Raw genomic sequence first — 19,251 nt, forward strand, 5'->3', positions numbered from 1 at the left:
GACCTGCGCGTGTCATGGCCCATCTTCCCTTTCTAGCGAAGTAACGGGAATGACTGGCCTTGCCAAGGTTGCGCGGGGCGGCCACAACTGCGGTCAAAGAATATGTCCGCAAAGGAGGAAATCATGGCAAAGCTCGCGTTTTTGGGACTTGGGGTTATGGGATACCCGATGGCCGGACATCTGGCAAAGGCGGGGCATGATGTCACCGTTTATAATCGGACAACCGCCAAAGCACAGAAATGGTCGGCGGAATTCGGCGGAGGGGTCGCCGAAACGCCGCGTGCCGCTGTCGAGGGTGCCGAGTTTGTCATGTCCTGCGTTGGTAACGACGATGATTTGCGGTCTGTCTGCGTTGGTGACGACGGTGCGTTTGCGGGAATGGGCGAAGGTACGGTTTTCGTCGACCACACGACAGTGTCTGATGCCGTTACGGTCGAGCTTTATGATGCAGCCAAGACAGCCGGCATTTCTTTTGTCGATGCCCCGATCTCGGGCGGGCAGGCAGGGGCCGAGAACGGGCAACTGTCTGTGATGTGTGGCGGTGATCAGGATGCCTATGATCGCGCCGAGCCTGTGATCGACGCCTATGCCAAGCTGTGCCGCCGCATTGGCGAAAGCGGCGCAGGCCAACGCACCAAGATGTGCAACCAGATCGCGATTGCGGGTCTGGTTCAGGGCCTTTCCGAAGCGCTGCACTTTGCCGAAAAGGCAGGGCTGGATGGTCGCGCTGTGGTGGAGGTGATCAGTCAGGGGGCCGCTGGATCGTGGCAGATGTCCAACCGGTATGAAACCATGTTGGACGACCATTTCGAACACGGGTTTGCTGTTGACTGGATGCGCAAGGATCTGGGCATCTGTCTGGACGCCGCCGACGACAACGGTGCATCACTGCCTGTGACCGCTCTGGTCGACCAGTTCTACAAGGATGTTCAGAAGATGGGCGGCGGGCGTTGGGATACGTCAAGTTTGTTCAAACGTCTGCGTGCGATGGGCTAATTTCTTTTCCCTTTATTAACCTTTGAACGCGCCGGGCCTCGTCTGGCGCTTTTTCGCGTCGATGTTTTCGGTTGCGCAAACAATTGCCCATTGTGTTTTGCGTGTCGGTCAGCGTACACTCTTCGCTAGGCTAGTCGCATCTGTGCGGCTTCAGCCCAAAGAATTCGCCGAAGGGCGCAGCGCCAGACATGAAAGCTGGACACGCCCTTAGGACCGATAGCGGCCTGATAGGCCAACGAAAATTGCCCTGACCGCTACCAAGCGAAGGGCCATTAATGGGCGCTACGTCACCAGACAGGTTACGGATGCGTCGGAGAAGAACCGCGATGACGCGCGCTAAGTACATGAGGCAGACAGGAGCGGATCACACATCCGCCCGTGCCCGAGCGCTGTCTTTCGCCCTGACAAGACACACCAAATCGACGCTTTCCTTACGAGGGAGGGCGGCAATTTGACGTGCAACTGGATACAATGGCAAAGAAAATGCTTATCGATGCCACCCACGCGGAAGAAACCCGCGTCGTGGTGGTCGACGGAAACAAAGTTGAGGAATTCGACTTTGAATCTAACAGCAAGCGTCAGCTTGCAGGAAACATCTACCTCGCAAAAGTAACACGGGTAGAACCATCACTTCAGGCAGCTTTCGTAGACTATGGCGGCAACCGTCATGGTTTCTTGGCGTTTTCTGAAATCCACCCCGATTACTATCAGATCCCTGTCGCAGACCGTCAGGTCCTGATGGATGAGGAAGAGGCCGCCGCACAGCGCGAGGCCGAGGAAGAAGACAACCCCAAGCCCAAATCGCGCCGTTCGCGGTCGCGGCGGTCGAAATCCAAAGCGGAAAAGACCACAACCACTGATGCGGTCGTGTCGACAGAACCGTCGCAGATCACTGGTATGGAAACCATCGATCTTGATGACGACAGCGACGGCGACAACGACAGCCTCGCTGTGGTTGACGCGCAGCCTGTGGACCAGGTCGTTGCCGACGACGCGGCACAGGACACTGCGTCGGATGCCGAGGTGTCTGAGGATACGCCGACGGAAGAGGCGGCTGAGCCTTCTGCCGAGGCGGAGACTTCTGATGCGGCTGTCGCAACAGCAGATGAGACCGAGGCATCCGACGATGACGCGTCCGCTGATGACAGAGCCTCTGACGAGGCCGAGTCGGACGAAGACGAAGATGACGAGCCGAAGGTAAAAGTTGCCGACGACGACAGCATCGAGTCTGTCGCCGATGATGACACGCAGGAAGAAATCCGCCCGCCTCGCAAGGCGCGTGCACGTCGTTACAAGATCCAGGAAGTGGTCAAGGTTCGCCAGATTATGCTGGTTCAGGTCGTCAAGGAAGAGCGCGGCAACAAGGGCGCTGCTCTGACAACGTACCTCAGCCTTGCAGGCCGTTACTGCGTCCTGATGCCGAACACCGCCCGTGGTGGTGGTATCAGCCGCAAGATCACCAACGCTGCCGACCGTTCCAAACTGAAAGAAATCGCCACATCGATCGACGTACCGAAGGGTGCGGGCCTGATCATCCGGACTGCGGGCGCCAAGCGCACCAAGACCGAGATCAAGCGCGACTACGAATACCTTCAGCGTCTGTGGGAACAGATCCGTGAACTGACGCTGCAATCGATTGCGCCGGCCAAGATCTATGAAGAAGGCGACCTGATCAAACGGTCGATCCGTGACCTGTACAACCGCGACATCGACGAAGTGTTTGTCGAAGGTGAACGCGGCTACCGTACGGCCAAGGACTTCATGAAAATGATCATGCCGTCCCACGCCAAGAACGTGAAGCACTACTCGGACTCGCTGCCGCTCTTTGCGCGCTATCAGGTGGAAAGCTACCTTGGTGGCATGTTCAACCCGACGGTCCAGCTGAAATCCGGTGGCTACATCGTGATCGGCGTGACCGAAGCGCTTGTGGCGATCGACGTGAACTCGGGTCGTGCCACAAAAGAAGGCTCGATCGAGGAAACCGCGCTTAAGACCAACCTTGAGGCCGCCGAAGAAGTGGCGCGTCAGTTGCGTCTGCGCGACCTTGCCGGTCTGATCGTCATCGACTTCATCGATATGGACGAGCGCAAGAACAACACAGCTGTTGAAAAGCGCCTGAAGGACAAGCTGAAAACCGACCGTGCACGCATTCAGGTGGGCCGCATCTCTGGTTTCGGCCTGTTGGAAATGTCGCGCCAGCGTCTGCGCCCGGGCATGATCGAAGCGACGACACAGCCGTGCCCGTCCTGTCATGGCACCGGTCTGATCCGTTCGGACGACAACATGGCGTTGCAGGTCCTGCGTCAGATCGAAGAAGAGGGCACGCGCAACCGGTCGCGTGAAGTTCTGGTCAAGGCACCCGTGGCCATTGCCAACTTCATCATGAACCAGAAGCGTGAACACATCATCCAGATCGAAGCGCGCTACGGCTTGTCCGTCCGCATCGAAGGCGACCCGCATCTGGTCAGCCCTGACTTCACGATGGAGAAGTTCAAGACAGCGACACGCGTTGTTCCTGAACCGACAGCACCTGTTGTGTCGGCCTCGATGGCATTGATGGAAGACATCGATGCCGAAGAGGAAGAAGCGGAAGAGCTGAACGCCGAAGTCGAAAACGAAGCCGAGACAGAAGAAAAGCCCAAGCGTCGTCGTCGTCGCCGCCGGAAGAAAAAGACCAACCAGACCGAAGGCGAAGACGGCCAGTCCGACAATAACGAGTCGACCGATACCGCAGATAACGGTTCGGAAGAGTCCAAGGACAGCGCGGCTGACGAGGCGAAAACGGACGCTTCGGAAGACGCACCTGCCGCAGAAGAGACCACGCCCGACGCCGAGGCCGAAGAAAAGCCCAAGCGCCGTCGTCGCACCCGCAAAAAGCCAGAGCCTAAAACTGAAGAGGCAGAGGCAGCGGATGCGGAAGTGAAGGATGCTGACGCAGCTGCGGAAGTGGCTCCGAAAGAAGAGGCGGCAACAGAAGAAGCTCCGGCTGAAAAGCCCAAGCGTCGTCGTAGCCCGCGCAAGAAAAAGGTCGAAGAGCCTGTCGCCGTAGAACCGGCGGCCGCAGAGCAGGTAGCCGAGGAAGAGGCAGCAGCCCCGACACCGGTTGATGAAAAGCTGGCGGAAGCACCGGCAGAACCTGATCCGGCGGTTCCTGAGGTGAAGGACACATCCTCGGCCACGCCCGAAGCTTTGGAAGAGGCGGTGGTTGAACCGACGCCGGTACCGGAAGCGGTCGAGGTCGCAGAAACCGTTGCAGAGCCTGCCGAGCTGGTGACAGCCGAGGCCGAAGCCCCTGCGCCGGAACCCGCCCCGGCGGAACCGGTGGCCGAAGAAAAGCCGAAGCCAAAGCGCAAAGGCTGGTGGTCCATCGGACGCTAAAAATACAAAACCCCGCGCCGAAAGCGCGGGGTTTTTGTTTGTGGGGGTGGGATTAGCGTTGCGGGATCAGTTCCTGTTCGTCCATCGCTTCAAGACAGTGGATCAGGCCGTTCTCTACATGCTGCGCCAGCAGCTTTTTGGTCAGTTCGGCATCTCGGCTCAGCGCGGAATCAAGCATTGCCTTATGTTCGCGCATTGCGACTTCGCCACGATAGGTCAGGACCAACATCTGATAACGCAGGTATTTGTCAAAGATCGTGGCGTGCAGATCCAACAGGTTCTTTGAATCGCAGGCTGCGATCATGGCAAAGTGGAATTCCCAATCGTAGCGCTTCCAGTCCTCGGTCTTGGTCTGGTTGCCCGCCAGTCTTTCCTGCTCCATCCGGTAAAGCTTGTGGTGGGCAGCAACCAGGTTGCCTTCCCATTCCGTGTCGCCCTTTTGCAGCGACAGGTCCAAAGCATGGCATTCCAGCAAAACGCGAAGGTTCGCGATCTCGCGCAGGTCATCCACTGAAATGGGGTGCACATAAAAGCCGCGCTGTTCCGGCGCGTCGACAAAGCCTTCGCTTGCCAGACGGTTCAGGGTTTCCCGTAAGGTGGACAGGCTGGCGTCATAACGCTTTTTCAGCATGTCGAGCTTGAGCTTTTCGCCCGGCTTCAAGGCGCCGAAAATGATGTCATGCTTGATCGTCTGATAGATCGTTGATCCGACAGTCATACAGCCCTCCCAAGCCGCGGTTTCCGTAGATTAGCTTAAATACCTGATATTTTTGTGTAACGACAACCGGCCAAACGAATAAATAAAATATGGTACACTTAAGAATATCATATATTATTTTTGCGGAGGCGATACAGATTTCTGTCTGTGTCGGGAAACGCGGGCACTTTGATGCACGTCGGGAGGACATCTGAATATGAAGACGAAGACGCGCCTTGCGATTGCGGGGTTCGGGCTGATCGGCCGTCAGCACGCCAAAGCCATCGCAGAAAGCGACCATGCGGAATTGGTGGCGGTGATTGATCCTAGTGAGACCGGCCAGAAGGCTGGCGCGGATTTGGGCGCAAAGTCTTTCGCCGATCTTGATCAGTTCTTCGCGGCGGGCGGCGCGGACGGCATTCTTCTGGCGACGCCGAACACACTGCATGTTGAACAGGGGTTGCAGTGTGTCGAACAGGGCATTCCGATGTTGATCGAAAAGCCGATTGCCACGCGTTCAGGCGATGCATGGGCCTTGGTCGATCGTGCGAAACAACAGGATGTGCCATTGATCGTGGGACATCACCGCCGCCACAGTCCCTTGATGCAATCCGCCAGGGCCGCAATCGACGCAGGACAGATCGGAGACATCCGCGCGGTTCAGGCCACGTGCTGGCTTTACAAACCCGACAGCTATTTCGATGAGGCCGACTGGCGCAAGAAGCCCGGGGCAGGGCCCATTGCAGTCAATTTGGTCCACGACATCGATCTGCTCCGCTACCTGTGCGGAGACGTCAAAACGGTCCGCGCGGTGGCCAGCCCATCTTTGCGTGGCTATCAAAATGAAGACGTCGCCAGCGCGCTGCTTGAGTTCGAATCGGGGGTGATTGGCACCATCACCGTGTCCGATAGCATCGTGTCACCGTGGAGTTGGGAGCTGACAGCCCGCGAAAATCCGGCCTATCCCCCACAGCCTGAAAGCTGCTATCTTGTCGGAGGGTCGCACGGATCATTGTCTATTCCGGATATGAAGCTGTGGAGTTACGGCGAAAATCCGCGACATTGGTGGCATCCGTTGGGCGTGGAAACGCGTAGCGTCCACCCCGAAAACCCGTTGGTTAAACAAGTCGACCACTTTGTTCAGGTCATCCAGAAATCCGCTAAGCCCTTGGTTTCCGGCGAGGAAGCAACAAAGAGCTTATTGGTTGTAGAGGCCATTCAGCGTGCGGCGCAAACCGGCGAAACTGTCAGGATCGACCAAGGTCGATTCTGAGAATTCGAACGTTTAGCAAAAATATCTGATATTTTTAAAAATATCTTGCAAAGCTGCGATGGCCAAGCAAACATGTTCGCCACAAGAGGATTTAAAACGTCCAGGGAGGATGAAATGGACTTCAAACTGACACGTCGTGCCGCGCTTGGCGCAGCACTTTCCGCAACGATGCTTGCAGGGTCCCTTGGTCCCGCTTTGGCGGCGGACAAAATGACTTTCACTATGGCAACAGCCGGTTCTGAAACAGACCAGCGTTCCGCGGCCTTGGCGAACGTCTTCGCGCCGATGGTTGCCGAATTCGCTGACTACCAGCCGGGCTACAACGGCACTCTGTTCGCACAGGGCACCGAGCTTGAGGCGATCAGCCGTGGCAACCTGACCATGTCCATCGCGTCCGCGCAGGAAATGGCACAGTTCTTCCCCGAGTTCTCGATCTTTGCGACAGGTTACGTCCATCAGGACGCCGCGCATCAGGTTCGTGTCTTCAACGACCCGCTGATGGACCCGTTCAAGCAAAAGGCCGAAGACGAACTGGGCGTAAAGCTGCTGTCTGTCATGTATCTGGGCCGTCGCCACGTGAACCTGCGCCAGACGCGCGAAGAGGTTGATGTACAGACACCTGCCGATCTGGCCGGCGTGAACCTGCGTATGCCGGGCACAGACGCATGGCAGTTCCTGGGGTCCGCTCTGGGTGCATCCCCGACACCGATGGCCTTCAACGAGGTTTACACAGGTCTGGCGACTGGCGCTGTTGACGGTCAGGACAATCCTCTGCCGACAGTCGTGGACAAGAAATTCTACGAAGTGACCAAGCAGATCGCGCTGACGTCGCACCTTGTCGACCTGAACTACATCGCGTTCTCGAAGGCGGTTTGGGACGAACTGACACCTGATCAGCAGATCACTGTGCAGCGCGCCGCAGACGCGGCTGCCGCTTGGGGTCGTCTGAAGCAGCTGGATCTGGAGAACAATCTGGCTGATTTCATTCGCAGCCAGGGCGTAGAAATCTACACCCCTGATCTGGAAGCCTTCCGCACACACGTGCAGGCACAGTATGCTGGCAGCGAAGTTGCCGCATCCTGGCCGGAAGGTGTTCTCGAGCGCATCAACGCTCTGGGCAACTGATCTGATCACGACTTAGTGGCCCCGTTTCAGGGGCCACACCTGTGCTGACGGGGGACATGATGAAAACGATTTCAACTTGGTTCCGACACGGCACCGAAGCCATCGCTGCCAGCTTTTTGGCGGCGATGTTTATTACCTTCCTTCTACAAATTTTTTCGCGCTATGTGCTGAAGACACCCTTCGGCTGGACACTTGAACTGTGCTTGATCCTTTGGGTCTGGATCGTGTTTTTCGGCTGCGCCTTTCTGGTGCGCGAAAACGATCACGTGACCTTTGATATCTTCTATCTATCAGCCCCGCGCCGCGTGCAGAAAGTGCTGGCACTGATCTCGGCTGCGGCCATTGCTACGGGCATGCTGTATGCGTTTCTGCCCACATGGGATTACATCGACTGGATGAAGATGCGCAAAACAACAACGGTCCGTAACCCGTTGGACGGAAATAAAATTCCGATGCGCACCATCTTTTCGATCTACGCGATGTTCATGTTGGTCGTAGCTGCGCGCTACATCTGGCGCTTTGTCGATGTGTTGCGCAACGGACCGCCCGAAACAGACCACGAACTTCCCGGTCACGATCACGAACCGCCGGCCATCCAAGAAGGGGATGAAGTGGTATGAGTATGGAACTTGCGCTCTGCCTGATCACCCTGTTCGGGCTGGCGGGTATCGGGACACCTATCGGTTATTCGATCATGCTGGCGTCGCTGGTCTACCTGGGCATGGCCGGTATGGACCTTGCGCTGACGGGCGAAAAAATCCTTCAGGGTTTGTACAAAAGCTTTGTGCTGCTGGCGGTGCCGTTGTTCATCGTGGCCGCCAACATCATGAATGCGGGTACGATTTCCGAACGTCTTCTTAACTTCTGCGTGGCGGCCGTTGGCCGGTTCCGTGGTGGTTTGGGCCATGTGAACGTGGTCGCATCGCTGATCTTCTCCGGCATGTCGGGTTCTGCGGTCGCGGATGCGGCGGGTATCGGTAAGATTATTATCGAGATGATGACCAAGGATGGTCGTTATAGCGGCGGATATGCTGCGGCGATCACGGCGGCCTCTGCCACCATCGGTCCGATCATTCCGCCGTCGATCCCGATGGTTCTGTATGCGCTGGTATCTAACGCATCCATCGGCGCGCTGTTTCTGGCGGGCATCGTGCCCGGCCTTGTGATGGGCGCGGTTCTGATGGCGATGAACACCTATCTGGCCCACAAGCGCGGTTTCGCATTGGAAGAGCCTGTGCCCCTGCGCCAGTTGCCCAAGGTCACAGCAAACGCCTTCCCAGCGCTATTGATGCCGGCGATCCTGCTTTACGGCATCTATGGCGGTGTCACAACGCCGACGGAAGCGGCTGCGGTGGCTGCGCTTTACGCGCTGTTGTTGTCCGGTATTTTCTATCGCGCTTTGTCGCTTAAGGGGCTGTACAGCATCTTCGTGGAAAGCGCGCGGGCGTCTGCCTCGGTTGGTGTTGTCATCGGCGGTGCGCTGATCCTGAACTTTATCGTGGTGTCGGAAAACATTCCGGGCATGGTGTCGGCCTACCTGACAGGCATCGACATGCATCCGCTGATGTTCCTGCTGCTGATCAACGTTTTGATCCTGTTGTTGGGCTGTGTGCTGGATGCGACGACGATCATTCTGGTCATCGTGCCGCTGTTTATTCCCGCCTGTAAGGCTCTTGGGATTGATCTGGTGCACTTCGGGGTTCTGGTTGTCGTGAACTCGATGATCGGCCTGATCACGCCGCCCTATGGCATCTTGCTGTTTGTCATCAACGCGGTCACAGGCATCAAACTGCGCGACATCATCAGCGAAATCTGGGCGTTCTTGGGCGTACTGCTTCTGGCACTGATTGTCCTGATCCTGTTCCCTGATCTGGTCCTGTTCCTGCCCCGTCTGTTTGGATACGCGGGATGAAGGCCGGATTGATCGGGCATGGGATTGGACAATCCCTGACCCCCGCGATGCACGAGGCCGAGGGCCGCGCCCTTGGCTTTGACTACACCTATCAGCGCTTTGACACGGGCGAGGCGCCTTGGTCGGGCATGAGCCTGCCGGACATTCTGGATCATGCCGAAGCCAGTGGTCTGGCAGGTGTGAACATCACCCATCCCCACAAAACCGAGGTGGGCACCTATCTGGATCATTTGGAAGGGCCCGCGCAGGATTTGGGCACGGTCAATACGGTCGTTTTTTGCGATGGGAAACGGGTGGGGCATACCACGGACTATTCCGGTTTCCGCGAAGCGATGCGGCGGACCGGTGTGGCGTTGGCTGGGAAGCCTGTCGCGCAGTTCGGGGCAGGGGGCGCTGGTACCGCGACGTCTTTGGCTCTGCTCGACGAAGGTGCCGACCTAAGCATCGTGGACGTCGATCTGTCCCGCGCGGAGGCATTGGTCACCCGCTTGAAAGAGGTCCGGCCAAACGCGCAAGTGCAAGCTGTGTCCGGCAGCGACATCGAATTACAGGCCGTGTCTGGTGCGGTGAATGCAACACCCTTGGGCATGAATTCATATCCGGGAACGGCGTTCGATCCCGTCGATCTTCCGGACGACGCGTGGGTGGCGGATATCGTCTATTTCCCGATGAATACAGCGCTGTTGCAGGCGGCACGCGCGCGTGGCCTACAGGCGTTCAACGGTGGGGGGATGGCGCTTTATCAGGCGGTCTTTGCGTTCGAGTTGATCACTGGCCACACGCCCGATGCCGAGCGTATGGCCGATTGTTTTGCCCGTTTGTCGGGCCAAAGCTGATCAGTCGAACTGTTCGCGCAAATCTGCCACGGCCTGTGCGAGTATCACCAGATCTACACCCACAGCGGTAAACAGTGCGCCCTTGGCCATGAAATGCTTGGCCATATCCACATCCAGCGCCATCACACCGGCAGGGACGTTCACCGCCTGAAGGCGTTCGATCCCGTTCTCGATCGCCGCGACCACCTCGGGGTGGTTCACCTGACCGGGATACCCCATGCTGGCGCTCAGGTCTGAGGGGCCGATGAATACTGCATCGACACCGTCGATATTTGCAATGTCTTCCAGCGCGTCCATGCCTGCCACGGTTTCGACCTGAACGATCAGGCACAGATCCTCTTCGGCTGTTGTGTAATAATCCTTGATCTTGCCGTAGCGGGTGGCGCGGGTCATGCCGGCCATGCCGCGAATACCACGCGGACCATAGCGCATCGCATCTACGGCAGCTTGTGCTTCCTCTGCGGACTGTACGAACGGCACCATCAGCGTCTGAACGCCCATGTCCAGCATACGTTTGATCAGGACAGGGTCATTGCCTGCCACACGGGCGGTCGCAGATACCTCGGGCACGGCGGCCAAGGCCTGAAGTGCAGGCAGCACTTCGACGGTTTCGATGGCAGAGTGTTCACAATCGATCAGGACCCAGTCGTATCCGGCCCCGCCCAACAGTTCGGCAACGGTGTTGCCCCCGATTGAATTCCACATGCCAAGCTGATGAGCGCCCGACAAAATGGACGCTTTAAAGTGGTTTTTGGGATTTTTCATGATGGTTGACTTCTGTCTTTGAAGGGATCGGCAGTGTACTGCGGATGCCTTGGGAAGACCAGAAAACAACGCCGAAAAACCGCAGGCCAAGGGTGATTTGGCCCGCGGTTTGGTGTTGGGTTGTGCGGCGGATGGTCAGCCGTCGCTTCGGCGTGTCACCGGGAACAGTGACACCGGTTTCCAGCGCTGGATCAGGCCCCAGAGGCCTTTGGGCTCGACAAGGATGATCACCACCGAAACCGTGCCAAGGATGACCATGTACCACGACCCCAGATCGGCCAGAAATTCGCGCAGTACAAAGAACAGGATTATGCCAAGGATCGGCCCCTCTAGCGTACCGATCCCACCGATCACCACGATAAAGATCACCAGCACCGACCATTCGTTGACCGAGAAAGCCGCATCAGGTGTCACGCGCAGTTTCTGTAGGAAAATCAACGCTCCGATCAGGCCGGTGATACCTGCCGTCGCGATGTAGATCAGGAACTTCAACTTGCGTGTTTCGACGCCCACACTGATGGCCGCTTCGTCATCGTCCCGCATGGCCGATAGCGACAGCCCAACGCGCGATCGCATCAGGGCCCAGACGCCCAAGACAACCGCCAGCATGATGCCCAAAGCGATCCAGTAGGTCATGCTTTCCCGCGCCGATCTGCTGGATGCCATTGCCTTGACGATGTCGGCAGGCAGGGAAATGCCGCTGCCGCCGCCAAGGGCAGGGATCTGGGCAAAGACCAGACGGTAGACTTCGGCGATCACCCAAGTGCCGATGGCAAAGTAGGGGCCTGACAGGCGGAAGGCGACAAAGGCTGTGGGCCATGCGATCAGCGCGGTCAGAAGGCCCGCCAAGGGAAGGCCGACCAGAATGGGCACACCAGCAAACATCGCGAGCGAGAAGATCAGGTATCCGCCCAATCCGACGAAGGCCTGCTGCCCGACCGAAATAAGGCCCGAGTAGCCCGCAAGCAGGTTCCAGATTTGTGCAAGCGCGAGGAAATAGAACACCTCGATCAGCAGGCGCATGGTGCCACGGCTGGCCCAGTAGGGACCCAACAGAAGTGCGCCGATGACGAGTGCGAAAAGGCCGAGACGGAACATGTTTTGTGTCGACATTTGCTTAACCCCGCTGCTTGGGGAACAGGCCCTGAGGGCGCAGGACTAGGATGATCAGGAACACAATGTGTCCTGCAAGAATTTGCATTCCGGGATCGATTTTCGCACCCAGACCCTGAGCCACCCCAAGGATGACACCACCCGCCAAAGTGCCCCAGAGCGATCCCAAACCGCCGATAATCACCGCTTCGAATGCAAAGAGCAGACGGACAGGGCCCGCAGCAGGATCAAAGTTGGTTTTGACCGCCAGCAAAACACCGGCCAAGGCAACGACGCCTGAGGCCAGCGCCATGGCGATGGCGAACAGGTGTTTTTTGTTGATGCCCATCAGGCTGACAGTTTCGGGATCATCCGATGTCGCCCGCAGTTGGCGGCCAACAGCTGTATGCGCAAAAATCCAGTTCAACAGGGCGATGACCGCGATGGCCGAAACGAACAGCAACAGCGGGATCACCCCGACGGCCAAACCGCCGCCAAGCGGGATCGCAGCGGTGTCGAGCGCCCCTGCACTGACGCGGCGGCTGTCGGCTGAGAAGGTTTCCAGCATAAGGTTCTGCAGGATCACCGACAGACCGAATGTCACAAGGATGGATGGCAAAAGGTCTTTTCCAGACAGTCGGTTAAGAACCACTTTTTGTCCAACGTAACCCGCAATCATCATGGCGGGGACAATCGGCACAATGGCCCAAAGCGGGCTTAGTCCGGTCAGATCGACGAATACCAGTGTCATGAAGGCGGCTGCGATGATGAAATCACCATGGGCCAGATTCACAAAGCGCATGATGCCGAACATCAGGGACAGACCCGCTGCGAACAGCGCGTAAAGCCCCCCAAGCAAAATGCCTTGTAGGATAGCGTTGATCCATTCCATCACGCGTGCTCCTTCTTGCGGCCAAAGTAGGCTGCGGAAATGTCTGCGCGGTCCAGCGTGGCCGATGGGCCCTCAAGACTGATCCGGCCCTCTTGCAGGCAATAAAGCCTGTCTGAAACGGCGACGGCCTGTCCGATGTCCTGTTCGACGAGAATGACCGACGTGCCGTTTTCGCGGATGCGGGGCAGCGCGCTATAGATGTCGCGGATGATGACGGGGGCCAGACCAAGGCTGACCTCGTCCAGCAACAGGATTTTCGGGTTCGCCATCAGGGCACGGCCAATCGCGACCATCTGTTGTTGGCCACCCGACAGAAGTGTCGAAGGCGTGTCGGCCTTTTCCGCCAGAATGGGGAACAGGCCTTCGACAGCTTGCAGGTTCCATGGGCCTTCGCGGGCCACGGTGGCGCCCAGCAGCAGGTTTTCACGCACGCTAAGCGACGGGAACAGCCTGCGGCCTTCCGGCGACATGGCAATGCCAAGCATAGCAATCTCGTGCGCGGGATGTTGTGTCAGGTCGGTGCCGTCGAACGTTAGGGATTGACCTGGAACAGGCAGCAGGCCTGTCAGCACCTTAAGAAAAGTGGATTTTCCAGCGCCATTGGCCCCGATCAGCGCGACGCTTTCGCCTTCGCTGATGCGAAAATCCACGGCGAAGAGCGCCTGAAAATCACCGTAGAAGGCATCAAGTGACGAGGCGGTCAGCAAATCTGTCATGCTTCGATCCCCAGATAGATTTCCTGCACGTCCTTCGAATTAAACGTTTCTTGTGGGTCGCCTTCGGCCAAGACCGCGCCGAAGTTGATGACGACCAGCCGATCGACCACGGCCAACAATGCGTGCACGACGTGTTCGATCCAGATGATGGACGTGCCGGATGCGCGGATGTCGTTGATGGTTTGAACCAGTGTTTCGCATTCGTCCTCGGTCAGGCCGCCCGCGATTTCGTCCAGCAGTAACAGCGATGGTTCCGTCGCCAGCGCGCGGGCCATTTCAAGGCGTTTGCGGTCCAGAAGGCGCAGCTGACTGGCTGGGACATCGGCAAGGTCGCCCAATCCCAGATCCTCAAGGATTTCGAGGCTTTTGTCTGTGGCATCCGGCAGGCTAAGCGCCCCGCCATTGGTGGCGGCGACCAGCAGGTTTTCCAAAACTGTCATGCCGTTGAAGGGTTTGGGAATCTGGTAGGTGCGCCCAACGCCCATGCGACAGCGAAGGGCAGGTGTGCTTTTGGTAACGTCCTGACCAGACAGGATGATCTGGCCTTCGTTCACAGGCTGGGTGCCCGCGATCAGGTTGAACAGCGTGGATTTTCCAGCGCCGTTCGGGCCGATAATCCCAAGCGCTTCGCCGTGTTTCAGGGTCATCGATACGTTGTTCGTGACCTGCAAAGCCCCATAAGATTTCGAGAGGTTGCGCACCTCTAGGATGTTTTGCGATGTGTCTGTCATATGCGTGCAGCAAGCCGGACGCATTTCTGCGTCCGGCTAGATGCAGTCCCCCGATGATTAGTTGCCGATCAAACGGACGTCGGCCGTTTTGGCGATATTCGGGTGATCACCGTTTTCAACGATGTCGATCACGGGCTTGCCGTCAACGATCCGCCATTGGCCACCCACCAGAGGTGTCTTGGAGATGTTTGGCACAGGGCCCGTCTGGAAGTTGATCGGCCCGACAATGGACGCATAGTCCGTCGCGGCAATTGCGTCGCGGATCGATGCTGGATCGCTTGGGTCTTCGGTGCGGCGCAGGGCGTCGATAGCGATTTCGAACAGCGAATGCTTGAAGCCCAGCGGCATGGTCCAGACGTTGCCTGTGGCTTCCTCGTAGGCGGCGGCCAGTTCTGCGGATGTCTGGCCGTTGAAGCCGGACGAGAAGGGGTGGTTCGGCGACCACCAGAGCTCGGTTGTCAGCGCTTCGCCACGATCACCCAAAGACGAGATGACCTGTGGGAATTCCAGCGCTTTTCCGAATGTCACGACCTTGGGGTGGAAATCCTGCTGGGCGGCTTGCAGCCAGAAGGTTGTGAAGTCCGGCGGCGGAACAACACCCGTGACGATTTCGACACCCGCCGCTTTGAATGCGGAAATCTGGGCCGAGAAATCATCCGACAGGATCTGGTAGCGACCGGGATCGACCAACGTGTAACCGCGGGCTGCCAGCAGCGGGGGATAGCCGCGTTCGGGGTCGCCGAATGCGTTGCCATCCGGATCGTTCGGCCAAAGCGCGCCAACGACTTTGTTGGTTTCGACCTGGTCCCATGTGCCGATGTTGGCCGATGCGATGTCTTCCAGACCCCAGAAGAAATGGAAGGTCCAGTCAAAGCCCTTGGACGGGTCGCCTTGACGACCAAAGAAATGCGGCTGCCACGGGGTATCGTTGGTGATGCAGGGCACCTCGTTCAGTTCCGCCTGATCCGCCACAGGGTTGGTCGTGTCGGGCGTCGAGGTGGCGAGGATCAGGTTGACCTCTTCATCAAGGATCAGTTCCTGTGCAACCGTCGATGCGCGGTTCGAACTGGACTGGCTGTCCTTGACGATGAATTCGATGTCGTAGGTTTCCTCCGCGATTTCCAGCCCACCGGCAAGTGCAGTTTGGAACTGGTTCAGCACAAAGGCATCGGATTCCGCGAAAACGGCCAGCGGGCCTGTTTGCGGCGAAACGAAACCGATTTTGATTTTCTTGTTGGCTGCCAGCGCGGGTGTCCCCAGTGCGGCTGCCCCTGCGATTGCGGCGGCTCCTCGGCCGAAATCGCGACGTGTGATCTTTGTTGCCATTGGTTGTCCTCCACTTCCAATAATCGTGCCTTTGCGGCTTTTGGTGAAACGGTGGTCGGACGGCCGGATTCAAGCAATGCTTGGGCAGGTATGGGGTGATACCGGCTGTTAACTTCTTCTGATAAGGCAAGAAATGCTATAATCGGCCATACGCAAAATGCATCGAAACCTGTCTGTTTGGGTATCACCTGAGACCCGCGTTATCATCGACAGAAAACACCCCGAAAGCGCAATCTAGGCCTTGGCAGTCAACGACACCAAGGAACCAGAGCTGTGCCCAAAATTGACGTGATCGAAACCATGATCGTGGATGTCCCGACAATCAGAGGGCATGTCCTGTCGATGGCAACGATGCGGACGCAAACGGCTGTTCTGGTCCGGATACGGTTTTCTGATGGCTCGGAAGGACTGGGGGAAGGGACCACCATCGGTGGTCTCAGCTATTGTCCGGAAAGCCCTGAAAGCATCCAGTCGGTGATCGAAACCTACATCGCACCTGGCATTGTTGGGCTGGACGGGGATGACATAAACTCGGTCACGCAACTGGTTGATCGCATGGTGCAAGGCAACCGGATCGCCAAATCTGCGATCGAGATCGCGCTTTGGGATGGTCTTGGAAAACGCCTTGGCGTGCCTGTGTCGCAGTTGTTCGGTGGCGCGGTGCACAAAAGGCTTCCTGTGGCGTGGACGCTGGCCTCGGGCAACTCGGACACAGACATTGCCGAAGCCGAAGAGATGATCGAACGTGGTCGTCACAACATATTCAAACTGAAAATCGGTAAGCGGGCCGTCGCGGACGACGTCGCGCATGTGTCCAAGATCGCCAAGGCGCTTGGGGATCGGGCCAGTATCCGCGTGGACGTCAATCAGGCGTGGAGCCTTCAAGATGCGCGCTGGGGATTGAAAGGCCTGCAAGAGGCGGGCTGTGTTCTGGTCGAGCAACCTATCAAGGCGCGTTATCGTAACGCCATGGCCGAGCTGACTGCGAAATACGAAATAGCACTCATGGCGGATGAAATTCTGAACGGGCCGGAAGATGCGCTTGTGGTTGCCGCTAACCATTGTGCCGACGTCTTTGCAGTGAAGGTTGCGCAATCGGGTGGCCTGAAACGCGGGGCCGAAGTGATTGCCATTGGTCAGGCCGCAGGGCTTGGGCTTTATGGCGGCACAATGCTTGAGACGGGGTTAGGCACCTCAGCGGCGCTGCAACTGTTCGCGACGGTTGACCGGTTGGAGTGGGGGACAGAACTTTTTGGGCCGCTGCTTTTGACCGATGAAATTCTGACCAACCCGATTGTGTATACGGATTTCAATGTTGAAGTGCCGCAAGGCCACGGCATTGGGGCCGAGCTCGATATGGATAAGGTCAACTTCTACAGCCGCGACCGGAGCAAAACCGTCAGGGCCGTGTCCGGAACGTAACCGGTGATCAGATCGTTTTGCGTGCGACGCTTTGGGCGATCCTGATAAAGTTGTTGATGTGGCGACCCTGTTCATCCAACCGGTAGTTCACTGACAGCGACGTCACGCCCAAGGGCGGATTGATCTTGTGAAACCGCATGCCATTGCGTGTGGCGGTCCCGACCGAGGCGGGAACAACACAAATCCCTTCGCCAATCGACACAAGGCTAAGCGCAGTTTGCAGATCCATCGTCCAGACGCGGCGTGACGTGTCGACACCCATCTTTTTGCAATTAGACAGCACCACATCGGCAAAGCTGGGGCGGGGATACTCGGGATAGAGGATCAGGCTGGGCGCCTTGAGCGTCCGTAGGTCCAGCCCGCCGGGGCCAGTGACCTCGAGCGTGTCAGGCACAGCGGCGATCAGTGGTTCTTCCAGCAGATGTTTTGTGATGAATTCGCTGTCGTGCAGTTCAGGGCGGGAAAAGGCCACGTCGATTTCGCGCGAGATCAGGGCGCGATGCAGTTGCGCGTTGTTCATCGGCAAAAGGCTCAGGTTCACCTCGGGGTAGTTCGCGCGGAAAGATTTGATGATGTTGGGCAGGATGCCGAATGTCGCAGACCCGACAAAGCCCACACGCAGACGGCCCTCGGCGCCTTGGCCCAATCGACGGACCTCAAGACAGGTGTCATCCAACTGGGCCAGAATGGATTTGCCACGTTCCAGCAGCCGTTCGCCCGCTTGGGTCAGGCTGATCTGGCTGCGGCCCCGGTTGAATAGGGTGGCGTCCAGATCGGTTTCCAACTGCTTGATCTGGCGGCTTAGCGGCGGCTGCGCCATGTCCAGACGTTCTGCAGCGCGCCCAAAGTGCAGTTCTTCCGCGACGGCGATGAAATAGGTCAACTGTTTAAAGTTCACGGCGCGCTTCCTTTTGGCTTGATGGATAGGCTAAAGCCGAAAACGTGAACAGACCCCCAAAGGATTGGGGGTCTGCGACATAACCGGACATGGGCCTTATTCGGCGGCCATGGCCTGCGGTGTCAGAACGAAGTCGAACTCGAGATGCACGTCTGTGCCGTGTTCTTCTTTCGCCGGTTTGAATTTGCCGATCAGGCTGTCTTTCACCGCAAACACGCTGTCATCTTCCAGCCATTCGCTGTCCGCATCGTAGATCTGGCTGATCAGCGGGCGGTAGCCATCCTTCGAGATGATAAAGTGCATGTGGCCCGGACGGTTGGGGTGGTGACCCATGTAGCGCAACAGTTCGCCCGCTGTTTCGTCCTCGGGGATCGGGTAGGGCACGGGGCGCACGGCGACAAAGGCGTAGTGGCCGTTTTCATCGGTTTCGAAACGACCGCGCAGGTTATATTCCGGCTGATCGGGATCAAGGTTTTCGTAGATGCCGTTCGGTGCATCTTCCCACACATCCAACGTCACGCCGGAAATGCCGTTGCCATCCTTGTCGCGGATGTAGCCTTCGTAATAGGCGGTTTCTTCGTTGTCGAAGTGCTTGAGGATTGTGGAGGCACCCTTGGGCAGGACAGGCGGGTTTTCACGATAGAACGGGCCAAGTACCGTGGACTCGCTCGCGTCGCCCTCGACGGGGTTGGTCATCATGTCGACCAGCGTTTCAACACCCAGAATGTCGGCGAGCAGAATGAATTCCTGACGGCTTTCGTTACATAGCTTGCCTGCGCGCTCGAGGTAGAAGCACGCGTCAAGAAATTCGCTGTGCTGCAGTCTCACGTCTTTGACAAAGCTGTGCAGGTGTTTGATCAGCGATGTCATGATCTGGCGCTGACGATCCGAAATTTCGCCGTGTTCCCCAAGGCTTGCAGTAACGACGTCGGTAATATTCTCTTCTGTAACGATGCCCATCTGTTTGGTCTCCTCCTGACAGCACGGGTAGATTGTCGGGCGCTCCTCAGGCCCGTTGACCACAGACTTGTTAGAAATCGCGCGTCATCCCAATACCTTTTCTGGTATTGGTTGATACCGATCAGGCATCTGGTGTGCTGGTAGGGGCCGTCGTAGGAGTTGGCTGGCAGGGGTATGGGCTCATACCCGCTGTGGCATAGAGTTCACCGTACGCCTGTGGCACCCGATGGGC

Annotated in this window: 17 protein-coding genes; 8 read left to right on the top strand and 9 right to left on the bottom strand. The window is 57.7% G+C overall.

Annotation, left to right across the window (positions count from 1 at the left end; genetic code table 11):
• Positions 1-123: 123 nt before the first annotated feature.
• Together AC4FIA_RS08435 and AC4FIA_RS08440 are read left to right on the top strand one after the other, a co-directional pair.
• Entirely contained in the window at positions 124-996 is an 873-nt protein-coding gene (locus tag AC4FIA_RS08435; protein ID WP_490365466.1) for an NAD(P)-dependent oxidoreductase, read from the top strand.
• 471 nt (positions 997-1,467) lie between these two features.
• The gene (locus tag AC4FIA_RS08440; RefSeq protein WP_490365614.1) at positions 1,468-4,374 is read left to right on the top strand and encodes an Rne/Rng family ribonuclease; all 2,907 of its coding nucleotides are present in this window, start codon (positions 1,468-1,470) and stop codon (positions 4,372-4,374) included.
• A 52-nt stretch (positions 4,375-4,426) separates the two neighbouring features.
• On the opposite strand, the gene AC4FIA_RS08445 is transcribed toward AC4FIA_RS08440, so the two are convergent.
• The gene (locus tag AC4FIA_RS08445; protein ID WP_103910205.1) at positions 4,427-5,092 is read right to left on the bottom strand and encodes a GntR family transcriptional regulator; all 666 of its coding nucleotides are present in this window, start codon (positions 5,090-5,092) and stop codon (positions 4,427-4,429) included.
• A 196-nt stretch (positions 5,093-5,288) separates the two neighbouring features.
• On the opposite strand from AC4FIA_RS08445, the gene AC4FIA_RS08450 reads away from it, so the two are divergent.
• The 5 genes from AC4FIA_RS08450 (at position 5,289) to AC4FIA_RS08470 (ending at position 10,217) form a co-directional block, all read left to right on the top strand.
• Positions 5,289-6,344, top strand: a complete 1,056-nt coding sequence (locus AC4FIA_RS08450) for a Gfo/Idh/MocA family protein (protein WP_490365467.1) — start codon at positions 5,289-5,291, stop codon at positions 6,342-6,344.
• Positions 6,345-6,458: 114 nt separating this feature from the next.
• Entirely contained in the window at positions 6,459-7,469 is a 1,011-nt protein-coding gene (dctP, locus tag AC4FIA_RS08455) for a TRAP transporter substrate-binding protein DctP (RefSeq protein ID WP_490365468.1), read from the top strand.
• Positions 7,470-7,528: 59 nt separating this feature from the next.
• Complete coding sequence (locus AC4FIA_RS08460) at positions 7,529-8,089, top strand: TRAP transporter small permease (RefSeq protein ID WP_490365469.1); 561 nt, start codon at positions 7,529-7,531, stop codon at positions 8,087-8,089.
• A complete protein-coding gene (locus AC4FIA_RS08465) occupies positions 8,086-9,381 on the top strand; it encodes a TRAP transporter large permease (protein ID WP_490365470.1) in 1,296 nt (431 codons plus the stop codon). The genes AC4FIA_RS08460 and AC4FIA_RS08465 overlap by 4 nt, the downstream gene beginning before the upstream one ends.
• On the top strand, positions 9,378-10,217 hold the full coding sequence (locus AC4FIA_RS08470) for a shikimate dehydrogenase (protein ID WP_490365471.1): 840 nt from the start codon (positions 9,378-9,380) through the stop codon (positions 10,215-10,217). The genes AC4FIA_RS08465 and AC4FIA_RS08470 overlap by 4 nt, the downstream gene beginning before the upstream one ends.
• On the opposite strand, the gene AC4FIA_RS08475 is transcribed toward AC4FIA_RS08470, so the two are convergent.
• From AC4FIA_RS08475 to AC4FIA_RS08500, 6 genes are all read right to left on the bottom strand, one after another.
• Positions 10,218-10,982, bottom strand: a complete 765-nt coding sequence (locus AC4FIA_RS08475; RefSeq protein WP_490365472.1) for an HpcH/HpaI aldolase family protein — start codon at positions 10,980-10,982, stop codon at positions 10,218-10,220. It abuts the gene before it with no gap.
• A gap of 135 nt (positions 10,983-11,117) precedes the next feature.
• A complete protein-coding gene (locus AC4FIA_RS08480; protein ID WP_490365473.1) occupies positions 11,118-12,095 on the bottom strand; it encodes a branched-chain amino acid ABC transporter permease in 978 nt (325 codons plus the stop codon).
• A gap of 4 nt (positions 12,096-12,099) precedes the next feature.
• Complete coding sequence (locus AC4FIA_RS08485; protein WP_490365474.1) at positions 12,100-12,966, bottom strand: branched-chain amino acid ABC transporter permease; 867 nt, start codon at positions 12,964-12,966, stop codon at positions 12,100-12,102.
• Positions 12,966-13,682: an ABC transporter ATP-binding protein gene (locus AC4FIA_RS08490; RefSeq protein WP_490365475.1), complete on the bottom strand. Its 717-nt coding sequence runs from the start codon at positions 13,680-13,682 to the stop codon at positions 12,966-12,968. Before AC4FIA_RS08490 ends, AC4FIA_RS08485 begins: the two co-directional genes overlap by 1 nt.
• Positions 13,679-14,413 (bottom strand): ABC transporter ATP-binding protein, encoded by a 735-nt coding sequence (locus AC4FIA_RS08495; protein WP_287474749.1) that lies wholly within the window; start codon positions 14,411-14,413, stop codon positions 13,679-13,681. Before AC4FIA_RS08495 ends, AC4FIA_RS08490 begins: the two co-directional genes overlap by 4 nt.
• Before the next feature lie 57 nt (positions 14,414-14,470).
• Positions 14,471-15,739: an ABC transporter substrate-binding protein gene (locus tag AC4FIA_RS08500; protein WP_490365476.1), complete on the bottom strand. Its 1,269-nt coding sequence runs from the start codon at positions 15,737-15,739 to the stop codon at positions 14,471-14,473.
• A gap of 273 nt (positions 15,740-16,012) precedes the next feature.
• Between AC4FIA_RS08500 and AC4FIA_RS08505 the strand changes: the two genes are divergently transcribed.
• Positions 16,013-17,161, top strand: coding sequence for a muconate/chloromuconate family cycloisomerase (locus AC4FIA_RS08505; RefSeq protein ID WP_490365477.1), 1,149 nt, complete (start codon positions 16,013-16,015; stop codon positions 17,159-17,161).
• Between the two features lie 7 nt (positions 17,162-17,168).
• Here the strand turns inward: AC4FIA_RS08505 and AC4FIA_RS08510 are convergent, their stop codons facing one another.
• Complete coding sequence (locus AC4FIA_RS08510; protein WP_490365478.1) at positions 17,169-18,059, bottom strand: LysR family transcriptional regulator; 891 nt, start codon at positions 18,057-18,059, stop codon at positions 17,169-17,171.
• Between the two features lie 96 nt (positions 18,060-18,155).
• Positions 18,156-19,019: a dioxygenase family protein gene (locus tag AC4FIA_RS08515; protein ID WP_490365479.1), complete on the bottom strand. Its 864-nt coding sequence runs from the start codon at positions 19,017-19,019 to the stop codon at positions 18,156-18,158.
• Positions 19,020-19,251 lie beyond the last annotated feature (232 nt).

This window comes from Thalassococcus sp., assembly GCF_982780845.1.

Coding starts and splice junctions, on each gene's coding strand:
- AC4FIA_RS08435 (WP_490365466.1), top strand. CDS start 124: ATGGCAAAGCTCGCGTTTTTGGGACTTGGGGTTATGGGATACCCGATG.
- AC4FIA_RS08440 (WP_490365614.1), top strand. CDS start 1,468: ATGGCAAAGAAAATGCTTATCGATGCCACCCACGCGGAAGAAACCCGC.
- AC4FIA_RS08445 (WP_103910205.1), bottom strand. CDS start 5,092: ATGACTGTCGGATCAACGATCTATCAGACGATCAAGCATGACATCATT.
- AC4FIA_RS08450 (WP_490365467.1), top strand. CDS start 5,289: ATGAAGACGAAGACGCGCCTTGCGATTGCGGGGTTCGGGCTGATCGGC.
- dctP (WP_490365468.1), top strand. CDS start 6,459: ATGGACTTCAAACTGACACGTCGTGCCGCGCTTGGCGCAGCACTTTCC.
- AC4FIA_RS08460 (WP_490365469.1), top strand. CDS start 7,529: ATGAAAACGATTTCAACTTGGTTCCGACACGGCACCGAAGCCATCGCT.
- AC4FIA_RS08465 (WP_490365470.1), top strand. CDS start 8,086: ATGAGTATGGAACTTGCGCTCTGCCTGATCACCCTGTTCGGGCTGGCG.
- AC4FIA_RS08470 (WP_490365471.1), top strand. CDS start 9,378: ATGAAGGCCGGATTGATCGGGCATGGGATTGGACAATCCCTGACCCCC.
- AC4FIA_RS08475 (WP_490365472.1), bottom strand. CDS start 10,982: ATGAAAAATCCCAAAAACCACTTTAAAGCGTCCATTTTGTCGGGCGCT.
- AC4FIA_RS08480 (WP_490365473.1), bottom strand. CDS start 12,095: ATGTCGACACAAAACATGTTCCGTCTCGGCCTTTTCGCACTCGTCATC.
- AC4FIA_RS08485 (WP_490365474.1), bottom strand. CDS start 12,966: ATGGAATGGATCAACGCTATCCTACAAGGCATTTTGCTTGGGGGGCTT.
- AC4FIA_RS08490 (WP_490365475.1), bottom strand. CDS start 13,682: ATGACAGATTTGCTGACCGCCTCGTCACTTGATGCCTTCTACGGTGAT.
- AC4FIA_RS08495 (WP_287474749.1), bottom strand. CDS start 14,413: ATGACAGACACATCGCAAAACATCCTAGAGGTGCGCAACCTCTCGAAA.
- AC4FIA_RS08500 (WP_490365476.1), bottom strand. CDS start 15,739: ATGGCAACAAAGATCACACGTCGCGATTTCGGCCGAGGAGCCGCCGCA.
- AC4FIA_RS08515 (WP_490365479.1), bottom strand. CDS start 19,019: ATGGGCATCGTTACAGAAGAGAATATTACCGACGTCGTTACTGCAAGC.